This is a genomic window from Schlesneria paludicola DSM 18645 (assembly GCF_000255655.1).
GTDB classification, from domain to species: domain Bacteria; phylum Planctomycetota; class Planctomycetia; order Planctomycetales; family Planctomycetaceae; genus Schlesneria; species Schlesneria paludicola.
Window position 1 is genome coordinate 3,157,347 of record NZ_JH636435.1, and the last position, 22,342, is coordinate 3,179,688.

The 22,342-nt window shown below is 56.3% G+C and carries 17 protein-coding genes; 4 read left to right on the plus strand and 13 right to left on the minus strand.

Annotated elements, in window-relative coordinates:
- Positions 1-628 precede the first annotated feature (628 nt).
- Entirely contained in the window at positions 629-2,041 is a 1,413-nt protein-coding gene (locus OSO_RS0131600; RefSeq protein WP_010586908.1) for a tetratricopeptide repeat protein, read from the plus strand.
- Between the two features lie 393 nt (positions 2,042-2,434).
- On the opposite strand, the gene OSO_RS0131610 is transcribed toward OSO_RS0131600, so the two are convergent.
- From OSO_RS0131610 to OSO_RS0131645, 7 genes are all read right to left on the minus strand, one after another.
- On the minus strand, positions 2,435-3,811 hold the full coding sequence (locus OSO_RS0131610; protein ID WP_083843012.1) for a beta-ketoacyl-[acyl-carrier-protein] synthase family protein: 1,377 nt from the start codon (positions 3,809-3,811) through the stop codon (positions 2,435-2,437).
- Between the two features lie 159 nt (positions 3,812-3,970).
- On the minus strand, positions 3,971-5,209 hold the full coding sequence (gene fabF, locus OSO_RS0131615) for a beta-ketoacyl-ACP synthase II (protein ID WP_010586911.1): 1,239 nt from the start codon (positions 5,207-5,209) through the stop codon (positions 3,971-3,973).
- 3 nt (positions 5,210-5,212) lie between these two features.
- Positions 5,213-5,449 carry an acyl carrier protein gene (gene acpP / locus OSO_RS0131620; protein WP_010586912.1) on the minus strand — a complete coding sequence of 79 codons (237 nt, stop codon included), beginning with the start codon at positions 5,447-5,449 and terminating at the stop codon, positions 5,213-5,215.
- A 644-nt stretch (positions 5,450-6,093) separates the two neighbouring features.
- Positions 6,094-7,002, minus strand: a complete 909-nt coding sequence (gene fabD, locus OSO_RS0131630) for an ACP S-malonyltransferase (protein WP_010586914.1) — start codon at positions 7,000-7,002, stop codon at positions 6,094-6,096.
- 259 nt (positions 7,003-7,261) lie between these two features.
- A complete protein-coding gene (gene plsX, locus OSO_RS0131635) occupies positions 7,262-8,254 on the minus strand; it encodes a phosphate acyltransferase PlsX (protein WP_010586915.1) in 993 nt (330 codons plus the stop codon).
- 6 nt (positions 8,255-8,260) lie between these two features.
- The gene (gene rpmF, locus OSO_RS50195) at positions 8,261-8,440 is read right to left on the minus strand and encodes a 50S ribosomal protein L32 (protein ID WP_010586916.1); all 180 of its coding nucleotides are present in this window, start codon (positions 8,438-8,440) and stop codon (positions 8,261-8,263) included.
- Positions 8,441-8,616: 176 nt separating this feature from the next.
- Positions 8,617-10,056 carry a DUF1501 domain-containing protein gene (locus tag OSO_RS0131645; protein WP_010586918.1) on the minus strand — a complete coding sequence of 480 codons (1,440 nt, stop codon included), beginning with the start codon at positions 10,054-10,056 and terminating at the stop codon, positions 8,617-8,619.
- A 448-nt stretch (positions 10,057-10,504) separates the two neighbouring features.
- Here OSO_RS0131645 and OSO_RS0131655 point away from each other — a divergent pair, with 448 nt between their 5' ends.
- Positions 10,505-11,317: a hypothetical protein gene (locus OSO_RS0131655; protein ID WP_010586919.1), complete on the plus strand. Its 813-nt coding sequence runs from the start codon at positions 10,505-10,507 to the stop codon at positions 11,315-11,317.
- Between the two features lie 171 nt (positions 11,318-11,488).
- Here the strand turns inward: OSO_RS0131655 and OSO_RS0131660 are convergent, their stop codons facing one another.
- Positions 11,489-12,466 (minus strand): FAD-dependent oxidoreductase, encoded by a 978-nt coding sequence (locus tag OSO_RS0131660; protein ID WP_010586920.1) that lies wholly within the window; start codon positions 12,464-12,466, stop codon positions 11,489-11,491.
- Between the two features lie 284 nt (positions 12,467-12,750).
- Here OSO_RS0131660 and OSO_RS0131665 point away from each other — a divergent pair, with 284 nt between their 5' ends.
- Positions 12,751-14,052 carry an L-fuconate dehydratase gene (locus OSO_RS0131665; RefSeq protein WP_010586921.1) on the plus strand — a complete coding sequence of 434 codons (1,302 nt, stop codon included), beginning with the start codon at positions 12,751-12,753 and terminating at the stop codon, positions 14,050-14,052.
- 11 nt (positions 14,053-14,063) lie between these two features.
- Here the strand turns inward: OSO_RS0131665 and OSO_RS0131670 are convergent, their stop codons facing one another.
- Both OSO_RS0131670 and OSO_RS0131675 read right to left on the minus strand, forming a co-directional pair.
- Positions 14,064-15,521 carry a DUF1501 domain-containing protein gene (locus OSO_RS0131670; RefSeq protein WP_010586922.1) on the minus strand — a complete coding sequence of 486 codons (1,458 nt, stop codon included), beginning with the start codon at positions 15,519-15,521 and terminating at the stop codon, positions 14,064-14,066.
- Positions 15,522-15,530: 9 nt separating this feature from the next.
- The gene (locus OSO_RS0131675; protein ID WP_162130574.1) at positions 15,531-17,828 is read right to left on the minus strand and encodes a PSD1 and planctomycete cytochrome C domain-containing protein; all 2,298 of its coding nucleotides are present in this window, start codon (positions 17,826-17,828) and stop codon (positions 15,531-15,533) included.
- A 297-nt stretch (positions 17,829-18,125) separates the two neighbouring features.
- On the opposite strand from OSO_RS0131675, the gene OSO_RS0131680 reads away from it, so the two are divergent.
- The gene (locus OSO_RS0131680; protein ID WP_010586924.1) at positions 18,126-18,884 is read left to right on the plus strand and encodes an AraC family transcriptional regulator; all 759 of its coding nucleotides are present in this window, start codon (positions 18,126-18,128) and stop codon (positions 18,882-18,884) included.
- A gap of 565 nt (positions 18,885-19,449) precedes the next feature.
- Here OSO_RS0131680 and OSO_RS0131685 read toward each other — a convergent pair.
- Genes OSO_RS0131685 through OSO_RS0131695 form a run of 3 tightly spaced genes read right to left on the minus strand, consistent with a single transcriptional unit; the run spans position 19,450 to position 22,183 of the window.
- Positions 19,450-20,196 carry a hypothetical protein gene (locus OSO_RS0131685; protein WP_010586925.1) on the minus strand — a complete coding sequence of 249 codons (747 nt, stop codon included), beginning with the start codon at positions 20,194-20,196 and terminating at the stop codon, positions 19,450-19,452.
- A gap of 44 nt (positions 20,197-20,240) precedes the next feature.
- Positions 20,241-20,555 (minus strand): DUF971 domain-containing protein, encoded by a 315-nt coding sequence (locus OSO_RS0131690; protein WP_010586926.1) that lies wholly within the window; start codon positions 20,553-20,555, stop codon positions 20,241-20,243.
- Positions 20,556-20,557: 2 nt separating this feature from the next.
- On the minus strand, positions 20,558-22,183 hold the full coding sequence (locus OSO_RS0131695; RefSeq protein ID WP_010586927.1) for a multiheme c-type cytochrome: 1,626 nt from the start codon (positions 22,181-22,183) through the stop codon (positions 20,558-20,560).
- Positions 22,184-22,342: the final 159 nt, after the last annotated feature.

Genomic DNA, 22,342 nt, shown 5'->3' on the forward strand with positions numbered 1-22,342 from the left:
CCAAATCCGCCTAAGACGAGTAAATGTGTCCGACGACATACAGAGGAACATCCCTTTGGTGCGTGAATGACGATACTGGCCGTGAACCATGATGTCAAGGAGTTCGTCGCGTTCCGAGCGCTTCAAACCCAATCGCTCGTACAGTTTTCCCGCGATCGCCCGCAAAAATTGAACAACCTCTCCAAAACCAAGTCGCCGCATCCGACGGATGGGCTGCCGACCACTGAACCACCCATACGCAATCGCCGTCAGCTGGCCCCGCCTCGCCCGAACGTGGCACTGCAGGATGGACCATCGGCAAGCCGCACCTGCAAACCACCCCGGAAGCGACCTCTTGGTGAAACAATTCTCGAACCAAGCCATTTTTCCAACATCCACCGGCCGCATCGGACCGAGAATCTCGAACGATACAGTACATCAGCGGCTCAAAGAATCCGGTCGCGATCACACGATGAAACCGACTCGCGAGTCCGCCCGATTAGCCCCATGCAAGACCGGAGCCGATTCAAACTGTTTCTAAACCACAGGTTGACGCCAACGAAGATTCCGGATTGAATCATGCTCAAGCCGCCGATGCGGCGCGGCTAAGACCCTAGACCCGATCGCCACCCCTCCCCCGGAGTGACTCATGCTTGCTCGCATTTTGATCGTGCTCGTTTTGTGTGCGGGGACCTCCACCGTTGCTGCGCAGCCCAACCCCGAACACGAAAAATTGCGCGCGGACACGAAGGCCGCCTATGAAGAAGGCGACTTCGAGGAAACGAAGGAACTAGCCAACAAGATCCTGGCACAAAACCCCAAGGATCACGTGGCGATGTACCTGAGAGCCAGTGCCAAGGTGGAACTCGGCGTCCTCAAGCACGATGTGAAAGAAATCCGCGAAGGAATTGAAGACTCGCGGGAATCGATCAAAATTGGCGGGTCAGAAATCAACTACTACCTGCCCTACCTCTACGGCATGGTTTCACTCGCCACGATCGAAGACAAGAAGGAACACGCGAATGTCGCATTGACCGTCGCCAAGACCGTGCTCGGCAAACCAACCCTAACCGGCGAGCAACGCGCCAACGTGCTTTACCAACGCGCTCAGGCGTACCTGTACCTGAAGGACCTGAATGCTGCGATCAGCGACTATCAGGACGCAATCAAGAGCTTCCCTGGCCATATCGGCTCGTATATGGGACTTGCCCATTGCTACATCATTGACGGCAAACCCGATAAGGCACTGGCCACCTTCACTTCTGCCGTCGAAACCCTGCCTGACAATAAGCTGGTCCACAACAATCGCGGCCTGTTCTTGCAACAGCAAGGCAAACCGCAAGAAGCCCTCAAAGACTTCAACAAGGCAATCGCACTCGACGGCGAATTCGCAACCGCATACACCAACCGCGGATTCACTCTTCAAGGCCAGGGACAGCTTGCAGAAGCCGAAGCCGACTTCACCAAAGCCATCAGTCTGATGCCCGAAAACCCACTCTTCGCCAGCCTGCGTGGAACATGCCGCCTCTCGCAGGGAAACACCGCAGGTGCGATTGAAGATTACACCAAGGCCATTCAACTGAACCCGCAAAACCCTGTGGCGCACGCCGATCTGGGCTTCGCGAAGTTCTTCTCACGAGATTTCGCAGGGGCCTTCACGGCCTTCGATGAGTCAACCAAAATCGACGCGAACGTGATGCGATACCTGAGCCCATGGAAAGCCTGGTCACTCGTACTCTCAGGCCGCCCCGACGCGGTCGCCGAAGTCGCGGAAGCCAGTGCGAGTAAACCCGAAAAGGATCGCGACTGGATCGACGAACAAGTCCTGTTCCTGAATGGAAAGATCTCCGAGAAGGAACTGGTCGAGTTCGTCAACAAGACACCCGACCCGAAACTGAAGAGTGCACAAATGTGCGAAGCCTACTACTTCATTGCCGAACGACGACTTCAGGCCAACGACAAGACAAATGTCCGCTTCTACGAAGAAGTCCTGAAGACGAAGGAAACTCAGCTATCCGCCTATCGCGGTGCTCAGTTCGCCCTCAAAACCTTCAGCAAGTAATCACTTCATCGCAGCACCGAACCACAAAACACACTCGCCAATTCCAACCGATTGGCGAGTGTGTTCGTTTGAAGCGACAGGCGAATCCGCGAACAATCCCAAAACCAGATTCCGGCGAGACAGATTGTGCACCCGACTGGCGAAGTGGCCGCCTCTGATCAACGCTCCATCAATGGCACACGCAACGTCAGCGCACGCTGACATCAAACAGCTTCTACCGCCAGAAAAATTCGGAGATGAAGCACACGCAAGAGACTTAGCAGACGACTTCAGAGCGGAACGGCAACTCAAAGCCAACAAAGAATGCCCCGGCCCGTGAATTCACGACGGCGCACACCGACACTTCTCGTGGGGGAGGCGCAGAAACAGCTCTCTACCCACCTGCATTGCGACTCAAGCGACTTCGATGATCGCCGCTGCGGCCTGGCCGATACGCGTCACATTGACATTCAACACCACGCGATTTGACGTGGCTTGTGGCTGCCCAGACACGATATTCAATTGACATTCTGGATCGGGATTCTCGTAATTCAGCGTGTGTGGAATCACCCCGTGTGACAAGGCAATCACAGACCCCGCCAATTCCAGCAACCCTGCCCCGGCCCCCGAATTCCCCAGAAAGCTCTTCAGAGCCGTCACAGGAATCCGCCGCCCAAGCTCTTCACCAAACACGTCGTGAATGGCTTGCGATTCCGCAATATCCACATCGCGCGTCCCCAGCCCATGAGCGTTAATATGCCCAATCTGATCTGGCTTCAGGCCCGCATCGCGCAAAGCCCCTCGCATCGCGTTCGCGAGCGCCAACCGATAGTTGGGCCCATTGACCGGGCTCGACACGCAAGACGAACCCGTACCGAGCACGCGCCCCCAGATTTTCGCACCCCGCTTTTCCGCATGGGCACGATCTTCGAGAATAAACGAGCACGAGCCTTCACCGACAACTCGCCCTGAACGATTGAGATCAAACGGGCGAGCACGTCGTTCGGGCGCCTCTGGTGTCCTCGCCAAATCATCCCACAGAGCGAGATGCAACGTTTTGATGGGATGCAACGTGGTACCGGTCACGCCAACGATCATGACGTCGGCATCACCACGCAACAGAATTCGCATCGCTTCGCCAATGACCGTATTTCCCGACGCATCATCAAGCGTCAGCGAATTGCTCGGGCCACGCGCGTCGGCAGAAATACTGATATGACAGGCCGGCATATTGGGCAGATAACGCAGCAGCCACAGCGGTTCCAGCTTCGTCAGACCGGTTTGACCCCAGCGTGACGTCTGAAACACGCGCGACCCGTCTTCGCAGCAGGCACTACACCCTTCAACGAGAACTTCGGGTGGACTCAGCATCAAATTGGCGCCGAACTCGACGCCCAGACGCTCGTGTTCCATCTGATCGACATCAACTTTGGCGTCTTGCAGAGCCAAAAGTGCTGATGCGACACCCATCTGGATCTCACGGCACATCGCCTTCAGATTCTTGCGTTGTTCCTTCAGATAGACTTTTCGCGCAGACTCATCGGTGAAGTCACTGACTTCCGCCCCGACGCCATTGGGCGCGGCAAAGCCTGGAAACAACTTGCTGTGAGTGACGCCCGACTGCCCTTTGGAAAGGCGGTCCCAAAATGCATCAACACCGATTCCGATCGGGCTCACAACCCCGACGCCGGTTATCACAACTTCCCGAGTCTCTGAAGATCTGGTCACAATAGTTAGCTCACGGGGATCCGGCGATTCCTGTATCAGCAGTTCGCAACGCGAACAGCGCATTCCACAGTCGGCGGAAACCGTTCAAAGTGGCAGGCAAAACTTATCACAACTGAACTGTCACAGCAAAACTGTCGCACAGCTCAATAGCATCACAGTCCAACGGTATCACAGCCAAACGGTATCGCGGTCTGATCGCCACGCAAAGGGAATTTCGCGAAATCACACTCGCCCCACCACCAGGCAGGCATTGTGTCCGCCAAACCCAAAGCTATTCGACATGACTCGATCGACCCGCAACTCACGCGCTTTGTGAGGGACATAATCGAGATCACAATCCGGGTCGGGATTATCAATATTGATCGTCGGTGGAATCAGACCGTGCATCAAAGCGAGCACAGAAATCACAAACTCAACTCCACCCGACGCGCCAAGCAGATGCCCCAACTGGCTTTTCGTACTTGAAACACAAACTCGCTTTGATTCGGCTCCAAATACGCGTTTAATCGCATTTGTTTCAGCCTTGTCACCCAGCGGTGTACTCGTACCGTGGGCATTAATGTAACCCACGTCGGACACGGCAAGCCGCGCGTCATGCAGCGCGAGACTCATTGCTTTCGCAGCCCCCGTCCCTTCAGGATCAGGTGCGGTCATGTGCGAACCATCCGAGGAGACACCATACCCCAGCACCTCTGCCAGAATCGTGGCCCCACGTCGCTTGGCACACTCGTACTCTTCGAGTACGACCACCCCCGCGCCTTCGGAAAGCACAAACCCGTCTCGATCACGATCGAACGGTCGACTGGCAGCTTCCGGGGCATCCAGACGAGTCGACAAGGCGCCCATCCGTGCAAAGCCTGACAAGCCCATCGGCGTGATCGCGGCTTCACTTCCACCAGCGATGACGACATCTGCCGTGCCGTACTGAATCAGTCGAAACGCATCACCAATCGCATTGGTGGCCGACGCACACGCCGTTGCCACGGCGCTACTAGGACCTTTCAGACCAAACTGGACCGAAATATTCCCGGTGGCGGCGTTGACCATCAACTTTGGGATCATGAATGGCGAAACGCGCGAAGGACCGCGATCGAACAGCTTGGCATGCTGCTCTTCAATTTCGTTCAATCCGCCGATTCCACTGCCGATGATGACACCGCAGCGATACGGATCGTCCACTTCCTTGAATTGAATGCCGGACTGGGCAATCGCCTTCTGCGCAGCCGCCAAAGCGAACTGACTAAAGCGATCCAGCCGTTTTGCTTCTTTCGAATCAAAATGCTCTTCGGGGCGGAAGTCTTTGACTTCGCCACCAAAGTTCACTTTGAAATCGGAGCAATCAAATCGCTCCAGCCGGCCGACACCGCTTTTGCCCGCGCAAAGACGTTCCCAAAACTCAGAAACTTCTGAGCCCAAGGCGGTAATCACCGACATCCCTGTCACGACGACGCGTCTGGACATCCGTCACTGCTTCTCCGTGATGTATTTCACTGCATCACCTACGGACTTGATCTTTTCCTGATCCGACTCTGGAATCTGAACACCGAATTCGTCTTCGAATTCCATGACCAGTTCCACCAAATCCAGCGAATCCGCCTTGAGATCGGCGACGAAATCGCTGCTCAACTTGATGTCTTCCTTCGGAATGTTGAGCTGCTCGCTAACAATCCCGATGACTTTCTCTTCAATCGACGACGCCACGCCTCACTCCTTTGGAGCCGAATCTTGTTTTCAGGGAATGCCCACCACGGCCATCGTGCTGGGAAATTTGTTTTGAATGCTCGCGAATAACGGCCGGGACGATTCAGCGACAATTCGTCAGCGAAGACTCGACTGAACTCTCGCCACTCGACACGCTACTTTTCTGCACAGAAACCCGCTGCATCAACGAACGCCTCGCAGAAAGCCGTGAGCTTTGAACCAAGCAATAAGTTAATAAATGGCGACTCCGCACCGATGTCGGCACGGTATACCGGGTTTTCTGAGTCGTGTAAACCGCAACGAATCGATCTGACGACGAATTCGATGCCCGCAAATCAAGCAACCCGCAATTCGCCTGAAAGCAGGTCGGCGCGCACGGCTGCAATTCGAAAGCGAATTCGCAAGAAAATCCGTTATTTTCAGGGAAGTTGCGCAACCCGCGTCAGTCGTCCCATCGCAAAGCACTCACAAACCGGTACCGCGACGACGTTTTAAAATCGACAACCAGCCTGTGCACGAATCGATAAAAAAAGCCCAGATTCTCCACGAAGCCCGACCTCCAGACGTCGCGCCCGCTGCAAGAATCATGGCACCCTGACAACTGAAGTCAACGTCCCTGCACAGTCCTCGCGAGCCGAATGCGGTCAGTCGTCATTCACCGTCTGGCAATCAACCTTGCGATCAATTCGCTTCATCAACGACTTCAGCACCTTCCCCGGGCCAACTTCATAGAACTGATCGCAGCCTTGAGAGAGCAGCGTTCGCACACACTCTTCCCACAAAACCGGCTGCGTCACCTGACGAATCAAGATTTCACGAATCCGCTCGGGGCCATCGTGCAGCTTGGCATCTACATTCGAAATGACCGGAATCCGTGGCGACTGAATCGAAACCGTCCGCAGCGCCTCTTCCAATTGACCACACGCCGATGCCATGAGCGGTGTGTGGAATGCGCCTGCGACCGTCAGAACCCGTGCGCTGCCCCCGGCCTGCTCAATCAGCTCTGCCGCCCTTGCACAGGCCGGCTTGTCACCGGAAAGAACCGTATTCCCCGGACACAGATAGTTCGCAACCCAAATCTGACCAGCGCTCGCAGCATCATCCCGAACCTTCGCGACCTGCTCAGGATTCAACAGAAGCGCACTCACCATCGACGAGGGATTGGCATCCGCCGCTTGCTGCATCGCCTCACCACGCCGTTGAACGACGCGCAAACCGTCCTCGAACGACATCGCCCCGGCAAACACGAGCGCAGTGTATTCCCCAAGGCTTAGCCCCGCAGCCATCGCACACCCGTCGACCACCTCGGGCTTCTCCGCTCTCAACATCTCCAACGCGGCCAAACTGCTGACAAAGAGCGCCGGCTGACTCACAATCGTTGTGTCGAGTCGCTCCGCAGGTCCGTCAAAGCAAACTGAAGCCAGATCAAAGCCGAGAATCTCACTCGCACGATCGTAGAGCTGCCGAGCCGCGGGAAATCGCGAGGCGATAACTTTACCCATCCCAATGTGCTGAGCACCCTGGCCCGGAAACAGGAATGCAATCTTGGCCACAGATTCCTCGACCTTCCACGACGCACTCGCGTCGAATCGACACCCTCAGAACCAGAACGCGGCAACAACCAGAGCCCCCGCGCACCGCAAGGCCCACAAGAACTTGCCGCCGGATTGGCCGCAACACCGGCGAACCAAGAATCCCGCTCGTCGACACGCCATAGCATGCCAATTCACGCAGCAGAAAACAGGCGCGCCAAAACGGCGGTGAGTTTTATCATATGACGGCACTCTGGAACGAGCATGGGGCCACCACGCCTTACTGAATCGCCAGTTCATCCACGATTTGCTCGTTGATTCGCCGACTCTTCAATGTCGTTGCGACACGGAGTGCATTAAAAATCGATCGCGAATTGCTCGAACCGTGGCAGATGATCGCGATGCCATCAACGCCAAGCAAAGGAGCCCCACCCGCTTCGTGATACTCGAAGCGACGCCCCAGCGATTTGAACGCCTCCAGCGCCTGTGGCCGCTCTTGATCAAGCGCGCCGAGCACCTCAGCAGAAACGGTCTTCATCAGCATGTCGACCATGCCTTCAGCCGCTTTCAATAACACGTTTCCGACAAACCCCTCGCAGATCACAACGTCAGCACCGCCCTGGTAAAGATCGCGGCCTTCAACGTTTCCAATAAACCGATCGCGAAAGGGGCTTTTCAGGAACAGCGCATGCGAGTCGCGAACGTCGTCGGTTCCTTTGCCGTCTTCACTTCCAATATTCATCAAGCCCACGGTCGGCCGCTCGATCCCGAGAAACTCGCGAGCGTAAATCGACCCCATGGACCCGTATTGCACCAAGTGCTCTGGACGCGCGCCAGGATTGGCCCCGACATCCATCAGAACCGTCTTACCCTTCGTGGTTGGCAACACAACCGCGATCCCAGGGCGCTTCACACCCTTGAGGAACAGCCGCGTACGCAACCCCGCTGCAACAACGGCCCCCGTATGCCCGGCACTGACGACCGCATCAACCTTCTGCGTCGCCATCTGCTGCCAGCAGACAATGATCGAACAATTCGGCTTCTTTCGAAGTCCGTCCACGGGCTTTTCGCCCATTTCGATCCAACCATCTGCCGGCGTGAGCTTCAGCCGATCGGGTGAAAAGCCCGATCGCGACACGAGCGGCTCAAGCGTCTCGACATCGCCGACCAAGCTGATCTGGAGATCCGGATTTTCGTCAAGCGCCGCAATCGCTCCGTCAAAATTGGGCTGCACACCGAAGTCGCCACCCATTGCATCCAGTGCAATCCGCATAGAGGACTATTCCTCGATTTCGACGAGCGTCCGTCCCATGTAATCCCCGCACGTCGGACAAACAACGTGAGAAGGAATCTTGGTTTGGCATTTAGGACAGTTATGGAGCTGAACTGGAGTCAGTGCATCGTGACTACGACGACGACGCGAACGACCTTTGGACTGACGACGCTTTGGGGCGGCCATGTTGAGTTATCCCAACGGATCAAGACACGGTTGAAGACAGAATCGGGCATCGACCACGCCGTGGCGAGCTTTTCTCTGCCGAGTAAAGCCGCAGATGGTACGCGAACGCCAAATGACGGTCAAGGATCAGATTTCGGGAACGGGTTTCGATCCGCCCGCAATTTCAATTCGACATCCTAGAGCAATTCCTGAATCACATCTCCGGGTTCCAAGGCAGGTGTCGGACGTCCACTATGGTTCAAGAAGCTTATATTTCGGTCGATTCCCAGGACATGGAACATCGTATGGTGAATATCCGCAGGCGTCACAGGTCGATCCTGGGGCACTTCGCCCAGCCGATTCGTCGAACCGACAATCCGCCCCCCTTTGACCCCGCCTCCTGCCAAAAGACAGAACATCGCATTGCCCCAGTGATCGCGACCAGGTGTCCCCATGCTCAGTGGCGGTCCGCCGTTGCCGCCGTTATTCATCCGCGGGGTCCGGCTGAATTCGCCGCACAGCATCACCAGAACATCTTCATATAATCCACGTTGCGTCAGATCTTCCAGCAATGCGGAAACGAGCTGATCAACCATGGGCAGGTATCGCTCCATCCCCGACTTCAGGTCCCAGTGATGGTCCCAGCCGCCAAAATGAACCGTGACGAAGGTCGTACCCGCCTCCACCAACCGCCGGGCCAGCAAGGTACTTTGTCCCCAATTGTGACGACCGTACCGATCGCGGACACGCGGGTCTTCCAGACTGATGTCAAAGGCGGTCCGCGCATTGGCACCCGTCACCAGATCCAGCGCCTGCCGATCAAACCGATCCATCGACTCGAGCATCCCTTTTGTCTCAACGTCACGCCGCATGCGATCAAAATGTTTCGCCAGCGACGCGCGATCCTCAAGACGACTCACCGTCATGCCGCCTGGAACCTGCATATTCTGAACTTGAAACGAGGCGGCATTCGGATCACCGTCCGTTTCGAACGGATTGTGCGACGCACCGACATAGTTGGCGCCAAAATAGCCCGGCCGCAAACCGATGCTCATCCCATAAGGCACTGCTACGTAAGGCGGCATGCCGGGCTGACGTGGACCTGTCATTTTCGTGGCAATCGAACCGATAAACGGTGATTTGCTTTGGGTATCCGCACCACTAACCCCACCCCGCCCCGTCAGAATGTAATGACCGGCCGTGAAGTGATCCCCAGTTCCGTGATGCAGCGAGCGAACGATCGAAAATTTGTCTGCACACTTGGCTTGCAGCGGAAACAATTCCGAAATCTCGATGCCATCAGCGTTCGTGGGGATCGGATTCCAGATCCCGCGACACTCCAAGGGAGCTTCCGGCTTCAAATCGTAAAGATCGAGATGACTTGGTCCACCATCCAGCCACAACAGAATCACGGATGTCTTCTTGCCACTTACCCCAGATTGGACCGATTCTTCTTTTGCCCGCAAGAGTTGCGGCAAGCCAATCGCTCCCATTCCAGCCACGCCCAATTGCACAAAGCTACGACGCGAGATGCCATCGCAGTAGCGGCCGGTCGAGCCAAGATCGAGGCGAAACATGGGCGGGCCTTTCGGATCGGGCAGGAAACTCTGGCAGGGAACCGACGCATCGGTCGACATTGATCTTAATCGGCGCTCACGTTGCCGGTCAAACATAATCGCATTCACCATTCGGAACCGGTTGTCTGACTCCCCGTTTCCCCCTAGCCGGAAACACCGTCGTCATGCGATTTGCTTTTCACATGACCCACTGGTTCATGAAGCAAACGTTAGCATCGACTCTACTCAAGATTTGTATTGAATCGCCTGATGGCGATGAGTTGCTGCGGATTTCAGGTCGCCAATCTCTGACATTCGGATCGACAAATCGAGATCGCCGAAATTGTCTCTTGCGGCACACTCCGCCGACGACAGTGGCACACGGTATGCCTCTACCCGAGCCACTCACACGATCACTCAAGCGTCCCCGAATGCCTAGACTCCTCGCATAACGCAAGGATACGGAAGCCATTCCTGGGGGACGTTTGCGTCGGAGCCTGTCTATCAACACTTTCAGAGGCACTCCACGATGTCCGGCAAATCGCACTCTTTTGCAGCATTCGTGCTGATCGTTTCGGCGGGTGTTTTGTTGTCGGCCGACCCCGCCTCCCCAGTTGGGGACACCCCAAACGCAACGCAGCCCAGCCCTCGTCCAACACACGAACCCTCACATCTCAAACCCCGCATCCCAAGTGGCCGGAATCCCCGGGTTTTGATCATCGTCGCGAAGGACAACCCGCAGTGCGAACTGCAACTGAATCGGCTTCGCAAACCGGGTGGTGACTTCGAAACCATGAGATCAATCGGATGGAAGATCGGCCCCGAATCCAGCAATCACATCCAGATCATCGATCAAACGGAAGTCCCCGACCTAATCCCTTTATTGAACGTGCGCGAATTCCCGGCGATCGCCTGCGTGGCCGATGGTGAGATCATTCGCTCCTTTAAAGATGGCTGCACAACACCCCTTGATGCCTGGACATTCGGATGGTTGATCAAAGGAACCAACGAACGACCAAAACCAGCGATCCCGGAAGCCATTCGCGTGGAAACAACAGGACATTACCGCTTGCGTGGTAACCACTGGTCGCTCGAAGGAGACCCAAACCCAACAAAACAAACGGTGCTTGGACACTTGCGCGGCCCCAATCACGGTCATGCCAGCGCCAGCTATGGCGATATCGAAAGCTGGTCCTATGAAGAACTTCGCTCACTTCACGACGACCTCCATGAACAGGAAGGTGGGACCGTCGGCGTCAACTATGGCTCCAGCCAACCTCCCGCCGCCAATCGCAGTCTGGACGCCTTCAGCGGCAACCGCAAAGCACTTGGCAAGCTCTAACGCAATAAGCCCCTTGGACAACCAGATAAGCAGCGCAACTCATTTCTCTGCGTCTCCGTGCCTCGGTGTGTCTCCCGTTCCCGCTGGAGCCACTTGTACGTTTCGCGTGCTTCGGAGACACATTGGGGGGGAGGCACGGAGACACAGAAAAGACGTGTGCGGAAATGTCGGTCAGGATTGCAAAGCTCTCGCGATTTTCAAGCGGTCGGTCATCGATGAGGCCGCTCGTCCGCTGCCTGAAAGGAATGAAAAGACATCAATCGACGGAACATTGAATTCGCGCGGCGCACCGACGATTGGACCCACTGCGGAAATCTGTTTCGCCCACGTTTTTCCATTTCGATCGCACCAGACGCGACCCCGGTCGTCGACCCCGACTCCGGCCGCCTCAAGATTGAGCCCCTCGACCATCCCCTCACTGCCCACGCACACGACGATGCTATCGGCAACGATTTGACGGCCGCTGGCCAGCCTGACGGCAGCCTGCAAATCAGGTTGCGCCGTCACACCAATCGCTTCATCCTCCAAACGAAATGCGACGTCTCGCGTTTGCAGCGCATCGAACGTCGAATCAAACAGCCCGCAAAGTTCGAGCAGCGTTGCGTGATTGTCGACGACGACGACCTCTACCCCCAGCGTGGCCAGGGTAACTGCAGTCGAGAGCCCAGTTGCGCCTGCCCCCACGACAACCGCCGAACGCGGAAGATCCGTCAATTTCAACAGGTCCTCGGCCACCACCGTACAGCGATCATTCGCAAACAAAAAATTCGGCCGACGTGAACGTGTTTCGCAGGCGAGAACAAAATCCGACGCCTCGACCCGGCGTCGCTCTGCCCCGAAAGTCGCTTCGACCACAGTCGGTGAAACAAACCGTGCCGAACCGACGATCTGCTCGACCCCCAACTCGGCAAGTCGTTCAAATTCCGCGGCCATTTCGGACCGTGTCAATCGATCAACTTCCGCGCGCCAGGCCCGCATCGATACGTTGTCTGACGCGACGATAATTTCTGCCGATGTCTGCATAACATCAAGCCGCACAGTCTTTTCCACAGACTTCAACAGCGCCACACGGCGGCCAGCCAGAGCTTCCGCCGCTGCGCGTTCCGCTCCTGCGCGGCTGTTTCCAATGACCAATAGATCGTAGTTCATGACTCTGCCCCCAATTCGGTTTACGTACTTTGGGAAGAATCGGCAGGAGGGGGTTTACGTAAACAGCAAAGAGTTTCCCAAATCGGTAAAGTTTCCCGATGACCGGCAACCGTAACGATCGTGCCGGTTGTAGGACCGGATTCGCCAGTCGGCGCGATCTGAAGAAAGCCGGATCATTGTGGCTCAACACGCTCGTCCAATAGCTGACAGCCGACGATCTGATTACGATTCTGCACGCGACTCGACCGACCAGACCCACCCGAACCCGCAGCCGCCGAGACATCATGCCCACGACCATCACCGACCTGACCGCCCATGACATCCGTTTCCCAACGTCGCGTATGCTGGACGGTTCGGACGCGATGAATCCCGATCCTGATTATTCTGCGGCGTATGTCATCCTGAAGACGGATCGCCCCGATGGCCTGGCCGGACATGGAATGACGTTCACCATTGGCCGCGGCAACGACCTGTGTGTGGCGGCGATCAAGGCCCTTGCGCCACTGATCGTTGGCCGGACGCTGGAGTCGTTCGCCTCGGACATGGCAGGCTTCTGGCGGCACATCACTGGCGACAGCCAGCTCCGTTGGGTGGGACCAGACAAAGGCGTGATGCATCTGGCCACGGGCGCGGTCGTCAATGCGGTTTGGGATCTGTGGGCCAAATCTGAAGGATTGCCCCTCTGGCAACTGGTCGCGAATTTGACGCCCGAACAGTTCGTCGGCTGTGTGGACTTCCGTTACTTGACGGACGTGCTGACTCCTGAGGAAGCCGTGCAGATCCTTCGACGGCTCGCCCCCACTAAAGCCGAACGAATGGCGGCACTCGCACGCGACGGGTACCCGGCCTACACCACGTCCGCTGGGTGGTTGGGATATGACGACGAGAAATTGCGTCGGCTGTGCCGCGATTGCCTGGCTCAAGGCTGGAATGTTTTCAAGATTAAGGTCGGACGCGACCTGGACGACGACGTCCGCCGCTGCCGAATTATCCGTGAGGAAATCGGCTGGGATCGGCGATTGATGGTGGATGCCAATCAGGTCTGGGAAGTGCCCCAAGCGATTGAATGGATGAAGTCGCTCGCTCCGTTCAAACCGTGGTTCATCGAAGAACCGACCAGCCCCGACGACGTGCTGGGGCATCTGGCAATCGCCAAGGGTGTGGCACCGATCAAGGTTGCGACGGGCGAACACTGCGCGAATCGCATCCTGTTCAAGCAGTTTCTGCAATCGGGTGCGATCGGTGTCTGCCAGATCGACAGTTGTCGTGTGGGCGGTGTGAATGAAGTGTTGTCGATCCTGCTGCTGGCGGCCAAATTCGGTATTCCGGTTTGCCCGCACGCGGGCGGCGTGGGCCTGTGCGAATATGTCCAGCATCTCGCGATGATCGACTACATCTGCGTCAGCGGATCGTTGGAAGATCGATTGTGCGAGTACGCGGGTCATCTGCATGAACATTTCGAACATCCTGTTGAAATGCGTTCCGGACGCTACATGCCGCCTACCGCCCCCGGCTACAGCATCACGATGAAGCCGACGTCGATCGCGGAATACTCATTTCCCGACGGACCGGCGTGGGCGATGTGACGCACGTGCCGTCACGTCAGAATTTCGCGAATGACGCGCGAGGGTTCGACACCGGTCAGGCGGAAATCGAGGCCTTGCGATTTGTAGGTCAACCGTTCGTGATCGATCCCCAGGCAATGGAGCATCGTCGCGTGAAGATCGTGCGCGCTCACCGGATTCTCCGCAACGTTATATGCAAATTCGTCGGTTTTGCCGTACGTGATTCCCGGTTTGATTCCCCCCCCGGCCATCCAGATGCTGAAGCATCGCGGGTGATGGTCGCGTCCATACTGAGTCTTCGTCAGAGCTCCCTGGGAAAACACGGTTCGACCAAATTCGCCGCCCCAAACGACCAACGTGTCATCCAGCAAACCTCGTTGACGCAGATCTCGCAATAAAGCGGCCTGGGCCTGATCGACGTCCTGACATTGCATCGGCAGGTCTCTGGGCACACTTCCGTGATGGTCCCAACCGCGATGGTACAATTGAATAAAGCGAACTCCCCGTTCGGCCATCCGACGTGCCATCAAACAGTTGTAAGCATAGGAGCCGGGCTTGTGCACATCCGGTCCGTACATCTCCAACGTCGCCGCCGTTTCATCACCGAGTTGAGTCAACGACGGAATGCTCATTTGCATTCGATACGCCATTTCATATTGAGCGATGCGTGCCAGGACTTGCTCATCTCCATTTTGTTCCGCGTGTCGGCGGTTCATTTCGCCAATCAAATCCAATGTTCGGCGGCGGTCTTCGCGATTCATTCCTTTGGGATTATTCAGATAAAGGACCGCATCTGAGGCCGCGCGAAATTGGACTCCCTGGTGTTCACCCGGCAAGAAACCGGCACCCCACAAGTGCGAAAACAGCGCCTGCATTTGCCCTCGTCCTTGGCTGATCATCACCACAAACGCGGGCAAGTCTTTGTTCGCGTTACCAAGACCGTAAGACAACCAGGCACCAATGGATGGACGGCCAGGTAGCTGATGGCCGGTCTGCATGAAGGTGATTCCCGGTCCATGATTGATCTGTTCGGTCATCATCGAATGAATCACACAGATCTCATGAGCCACCGAACCCGTATGCGAGAGAAGTTCATTGACCCACAATCCATCCTGATGGTTGTCGAATCGCTTGAACGGGAACATGGAGGGGGCCACGGGTAGCCGCCCCTGACCGCTGGTCATCCCCGTAAGACGCTGCGTGCCGCGAATCGATTGCGGCAAGTCCTTGTCGAACCACTCCTGCAGATTCGGTTTGTAGTCAAACGTGTCAACCTGCGACGGAGCTCCCTCCTGATACAAATAAATGACCCGCTTGGCCTTTGGCGGAATGTGCGGAATCCCGAGTCGATTCGTCGCGACCTGGGGAGCCTCGTCACCCAGCAGTTGTTGTAAGGCCGTCGAGCCCAGCAGTGCCAAGCCGCCCATAACGGAGCGGTTCAGCAATTGACGGCGATTCAGATTAAACGTGAAATCGTAGAGTGGATCCATGATCGAGTCCTATTCTCGCACGAGTGTTTGATCGAGGTTGAGCACGGCGTTCGCAACCAGCATCCATGCGGCAACTTCGCGCGGGTCGAGTGTCTCGGGCACCGTGGCGACCCCTTGTTGCAGCAAAGCCTTTGCGTCGTCGAGTTGATCCCGATACCGAACTCGTAATTCCTCAAGGGTCTGTTTCAGCAAGGCCAGATCACCATCCGACGGACGTGTCCCTGTGACGCGACGAGTCATTCGCGTCAATCGTTCGTCGGTTGTGAGTGTTTGCTGGCCTTCCGTCAGCGTACGGACAGCCAGCATCTTGGCGCATTCCAAAAGTTGCTCATCGTTGAGCGTCGCCAGAGCTTGCAGCGGTGTATTCGTCGGATTGCGGCGAACGACACACTGGGTGCGATCCGGCGCATCGAAGACCGCCATCAAAGGAGGCGGACAGGTTCGCTTCCAAAACGTGTAAACGCTCTTTCGGTAGAGCCCCTCGCCCTGACTGCGCACGTAGACACGGGTGTTGCTCCCTTCATTCGCTCGTTCTTCCCACAATCCATCCGGCTGATAGGGATAGACCGGCGGGCCCCCGATCGCCCCAGAAAGCAAGCCCGAAGCAAACAGAGCGGTGTCGCGCAGTTCCTCGCCCGAGAGTCGCTGCCTCGGAAAATAGGCCAGCCAGCGGTTGTCGGGATCTTTTTCACGCACCTCGTGGCGCACTCGCGAGGATTGTTTGTAGGTGTCGCTGGTTACGATCTCGCGGATGAGATGCTTAACGGACCATCGGTGGGCACCACCGAATTGATCGCTGTGCTGGAAAGTGTAGGCAAGAAAGTCGAGCAACTCGGGGTGACTGGGATACTCGCCCTGCGCTCCGAAATCGTCGAGCGAATTCACAATCCCTTTCCCGAAGAATCGTTGCCAGAATCGATTCACGGTCACACGCGCCAGCAACGGATTGTCGTCGGAAATCAGCCATCGGGCGAGCGCCAGCCGATTGGGGAGATCGATCGACTTGTCCGCCAGCAGCACGCCGGGCGGGCGACGATCGACAGGTCGCATCGGATCGGGTTGATCGTACTGGCCACGGGTCAACACAAACGTTTTGGTCGGCGTCGGTGCGTCTTGCATTACCGAGACTTTGACCTTGTCACCGTTCGGATGCAACGGCGGCGCAATCTCCACGACGGGCTCGAACGCCGGTGTGGAACTGTTTTCCGCATGCTTTTCCGTGATGGAATTGAAGTAGGCCTGCAAACTGTAAAAATCGGCCTGAGTCAGCGCGTCGAATTTGTGATCATGACAACGGCAGCAATTGAAGCTGAGCCCCAGAAAGGCCGTTCCGAATGTTTGCACACGGTCCGCCGCGTAGTCGTTCAAGTACTCGGCCGCGAGAGTGCCACCTTCCGTCGTGACGAGATGATGCCGAAAAAATCCGGTCGCCAAGGTTTGAAGCGGTGAACTCTGATCGAGCTGGTCACCGGCGATCTGCTCCAGCACAAATTGGTCAAAAGGCATGTCCTGCTGGAAAGATTGAATCACCCAATCACGCCAGGGCCAGACCGTGCGCAGGTTGTCATGAAGATAGCCATTGGTGTCACCGTAACGAGCCACATCGAGCCACATTACTGCCATGCGTTCGCCGTACGCCGCCGACGCCAACAATCGGTGCACTTGCTTGGAGTAGGCCTCGGGATCGGAATCGCTCAGGAACGCATCGAGCTCTTCGAGCGTCGGTGGCAATCCGGTCAAATCGAACGTCAGCCGACGCAACAACGTTTCTCGATCGGCGGATGCGGACGGCTGCACCCCTTCCCGCTTAAGTCGATCGTGAATCCAGCCATCAATGGAATTTTTGACCGCACCAACCGGTGGGACCGGCAACCGAATTGGCTCGAACGACCAATGCCCCTGATAGTTTGCACCTTGCTCGATCCACCGCGCGATCTTTTGTTTTTCCACCTCCGACAGTTGTTTGTGAGAACTTGCCGGTGGCATCCGAGTGTCCGATGATTCACTCTGGATTCGCGCCCAGGCAGAACTCTGTTGTAGCGAACCGGGGACAATCGCCCGATCGCCACTCTCCAGAATCCGCGTCGCTCCCTCAAATTGATCGAGTCGCAACCCGGCTTCTCGATGCGCCGCATCGAATCCATGACAGGCGTAACAGTTGTCCGTCAGAATGGGTCGGATATCTCGATTGAACTCCAAGAGCTCCGATTGAGATCGCGCGGTATCCGGCATTGCGACCGCCAGGATCAGGGCGATTCCAATCAGGGATGACAGTTTGGCTTCTTTGAAATGACGTGCATGTTTCATGGTGTGCGCGTTAACCATTGAACGAGTCGTGTCCAAGTGAATGAGCGTCATCGTAGCCCTGGACCGAGGGGGCGTCTTGCAGAATCAAAGCAGAACATTGTAAAATTTGCGCATTGCAAATGCGGCGAGATAGCAAGCCCTTAAAATCATCGCGGCAGCGGCAAAACCCTAGATACTCGGAAGCCGACAGGCACACATTCCCGGTTCATGGGAATCCACTGCGATTCGGCCAGAGCAATCCTGCCCTTTGCCGCGGGAACCTGAGCCAGTCCCCGGCCTGTGAACGGTTATGTCTGAATGAGCAAACAACAACGAGATCTTTTACTGAAGAGCGTACGCAATTCCGACTGGCTGGCGCTCTTCCAGTTGCTGCCGGACGTTTCCTTTTTTGTCAAAGACACGAGCGGGCAATTCGTCGCTCTCAATCGACGAGGTTGCGAGTTTTGCGGTGTCGCGAACGAACGGGAGGCATTCGGAAAAACGGACTTCGATTTTGTGCCTCGGCGACGCGCGCTGGAATATCGGCGCGACGATCGCGAAGTGATCCGCACCGGCAAACCGATGGTCGGCAAGATCGAAAGTGCGCCAGAGATGGAGGGATCTCCGCGGTTGGTGATCACGTGCAAAATTCCTTTACGCGACGAACACGGACGGATCATCGGTGTCGCGGGCTTCTCGCGACTGACCGATCAAATTCGCGAAAAACCCGCCATCGAGCGGTTGAGCCGAACGATCGAGCGAATGCACGACGAATCACACAATATTTCCTCGACAGAACAGTTGGCGGAAATGGCGGGCCTGTCGGTCAGTCAGCTCAACCGCACGTTTCGCAGGCAAATCGGCACGTCACCGCATCAGTACTTGCTTAAAATCAGACTGGAATCAGCCTGTCGCGTCCTGGCCGAGACGAACCGAACCATTTCCTCAATCGCCCAGGAATTTGAGTTTCACGACCACGCCCACTTCACTCGCACGTTTCAAAAACACTACGGCGTGACACCCACCACCTACCGCCGCGAACACCAACATCCGAGCCTGCAGTCTGAGGAGTCGTGACACAGGCTCAGGTGGCAATTTTCTACTATTGCCCATTTTTCATTTTCGTTGATCAAGTTACCAAACGTGATCAACATCCCTGTTTTCATGGATAAAAGCGTGATCATCAACTTGATCAACGGATCGCGTCTTGGCCCTGAAACCCCCGATTTCGGCAGATCGCGGACAGACCGGTAGCCGCCGCATCATCACGTCGCGATGAACGTCAGATCTGTTGAAGGCATGAAGGCCGACACAGCAACCCATTCACGGATTGGGGACTGACACATTTTCATCGCAGAGATTGCGTGTCACGATGCGCCCCCCATCAGCGTGCCAGAATAGCAAAGTTCAGGCACCGCGCAGCGACCAGTTTGGGCGTCGTTTCCAAACGTTTGGAAGGTCGATGATGACCGCCCATTCCGGTCTTCTCTGTGTCTCCGCGCCTCTGTGTCTCCCACACCTCCGCTGAGCCCAGTTGAATGATTCGTAGACTTTGGGACCGCATCGGTTGGGGGTTGAGGCACGGAGACACAGAGGAGGAAATGATCGAATTTTCCGATAGAGCAGATGGGGCGAGGTTGCGCTATTGATTCTTGTTGGACGAAGGCTGTGGGGACTCATGGTCCTTATGAAGTGATTCCGCTTCTTCTTCGGTATGATCAGGCACGGGCGGCATTATGGCGGTGACCACTTTTTCGATGGGTGTTACGAACTGATTCCCGGCAGGTGCGTTTCCCGGTTCCCACAGCCGATGGTGCTGACGCTTTTGAGCATAAATCCACAGGCATCTCGTCGCAGGGTCGAAGGTGGAATAGACCGCATCGCCATACCCAGAGTCACTCGAGTTGTACCAGCGCATCCGCTCCGTCACACGAAATTCACTTGTCAAAGGCTTCCACCAATCGGGCTTCCGAATGTTGTCGCCCGTCATGGGTGGATCGGGCGGTAATCGCGGAGTGACGATCGTTCTGTGAACGCCTTCCACCAGTTTGAACCGCTCGCCGAACTGTGAAGCATCTTCCAATTGGGAATGCGCTGCGTCCTGCCATTTTCCCGCAACCTCCGGCGTCGCGATGATCCGATACCAGCCGACGTACGAATCCATCTCCGAATAAATTCGTGCGCTCAACTTGTCGACATCGGTCGGCGGAACGGTCTCGGGCCACAAGAGTCCAGGCATCCGCGATCGCGCTTGTTCGCCGGACAAATCGATGAACTCAATCGGCTGCAAGAAATGGTAAAGCTGGAAACAAATCCCAATGACCAAGAGTGCAAACGACACCAGAAAGACGCGACAGGCCACGCCGATAAGAAACCAAAGTCGTTTCATGTCGGTCCTTACTGCAGCCAGGCATCGAGTGAACCACCCGGCGCTCAGATCACCGCTTCGCTCAACCGCCGCAGCCGGTCCCAGGTATAGATCCCCGAACTGTGACGGTCGCTCCAGACGATCTTAAGGGCATAGTTGCCCGAATACCCGAGTTCGGTTGGGGAAATATCGTCCGGAACCGATTCTGGTCTCAAAATTCGGACGCCAGTGATCTCGTCGATGCACTGCGCACAAGGGCACTCGTAGCGCACGAACTTGAATGGCAATCGGGCCACGAGGCCATCGGGCCAGACAATCTCAAATGCGTTCGCGTCTTTCAATGCCTTCAGCGATTTGGGCGGTAGCGTGGAATCGGTCACGATCAGTCCTTCCAGGGATGTTTGACTTCATCCCAGAATGCGTCAAAGCGATCAGGGGTGAATTTCGGACTGTTGTCGGGATCGTGACATTCGATGCACATCGTCTTTTTGGCCTCGGCGAGAGTCCGCTTCACCATTCGGCGACCCTCGAGCAATTCGTCCATCGCGGCCCCGGCTTCTTCGCGTGACACGTGCAAGCTGGCGGGTCCGTGACAGTTTTCGCACTGTTGGCCCAACAGATGAGGCGATACCTGCTCTTTTACGTAGCCGCTGCCATACCGCAGCATTTCCTGCGGATTCCAGCCCGTCACGTGACACGACAGACATTCGGGATCGAATTGGCGTGGGATCCAACCAATTTTTTCTTCGGCGCGGTTCTCGTGCCAGGGACCTTCTTTCAAGGTCGTGAACGCCCGCGCATGCCCGGTCTCTTTCCAGTGTTCGAAGGCCTTTGAGTGACAACCCGCACACTTTTCCGCCCCGACATAGGTCTGACCGCTGGGATGGCTGTTGATCAAAAGTTGCTCGGACTCTGCGATTCCTTCATCTTGCAGTTGCTGCTGGTAATCTCGCATCAACTGACGCATGGCAGGATGGTTTTGAAAGCGATCCTTGTCCAACTGAATCAGCTCAAAGCGGAATGGATTTGCCTTGTCATCGGGATAGAAACCAAGCACACCAACGCGTTTGCCTTTGTGACCGACATTCAAGACCCAGCTCTCACCGACGGGAATCGGCTTGCCATCGGGTTCGTCGTAGCCGCCTGCCGCCAGCACGATTTTGAACTGTGGATACGCTTTGGCATATTGCTTCGCTTCGGCGTCGTTGCCGTGACACAAGAGAACCATCAGATCTGGCTTCAGCGCTTCCAGATTCTTGATCACCCCAGGAAGCACATCATCTGGATTGCGAATCGAGATATTCGTAACCACACCTGCCGGAGCAACCTTATCAGTCAGACTGGGACCGAAGATTCCCGTGACGGCGATCTTGACCCCGCCCTTTTCGATCAGACGGTGTGGCAACGGCCATTCCAGATCGGGTTGATCGAACAAGACCACGTTCGCGGAAACCAGCGCCGGAGAAACCTCGTCGCTGGTTTTTCGCGTGAGCAGGAAGTCAGCCCCGAGCTTCAATTCTTCGACACCCACTCCGATGGCGGCATAGTTGAGCTGCCGGAACGCTTCGAACAACTGGTCGAACTTGATTTCATCCTGACGTCGCGATCGCTTGAGGGTTCCTCCCAGATCCAGACCGACGACATTCCAGCCACGGTCTTTGACCAGTTTTTCGAACAGATCTGCGCGACGCGCCATGCCGCCCGATTGTGTTTCCGAACAGCCGCACGGCTCGAGATAGCCATGCTGTTCGCCGCTCAACATGAGCGCCACAGCCGGCTTTTTCCAGTCATTCAGAAAACCGGCGGCCTTCGGCTTTGCGTCATCCGTTGCGGGATTCGGATCCGTCGTGGCAGTCCCTGCGGCTGCAGGGGTTTTGTCGGCCGCGGACTTCTCATCGGTGGAACTCGTTGACGTCCCGGCAGGCTGCGCACATCCCATCAGCACTACGCCGAAAAATGTCGCCAGAATCATTGATTGTGCGAGACGTGCAAGCGAAGTAGGAATCACAATCCCTCCTGGAATTCGTCGGTATACATTGAAAACGTGATGGAAATCGGTCCGTCAATTCCGTGGCCCGCGTTATCAAATTCGTCCGACGCGACAGCGAGGGATTCATTCCGTTTGCCCTTCGCTCGCGTGTGGCTTGAGCGAAGGGTAAACGTTGGT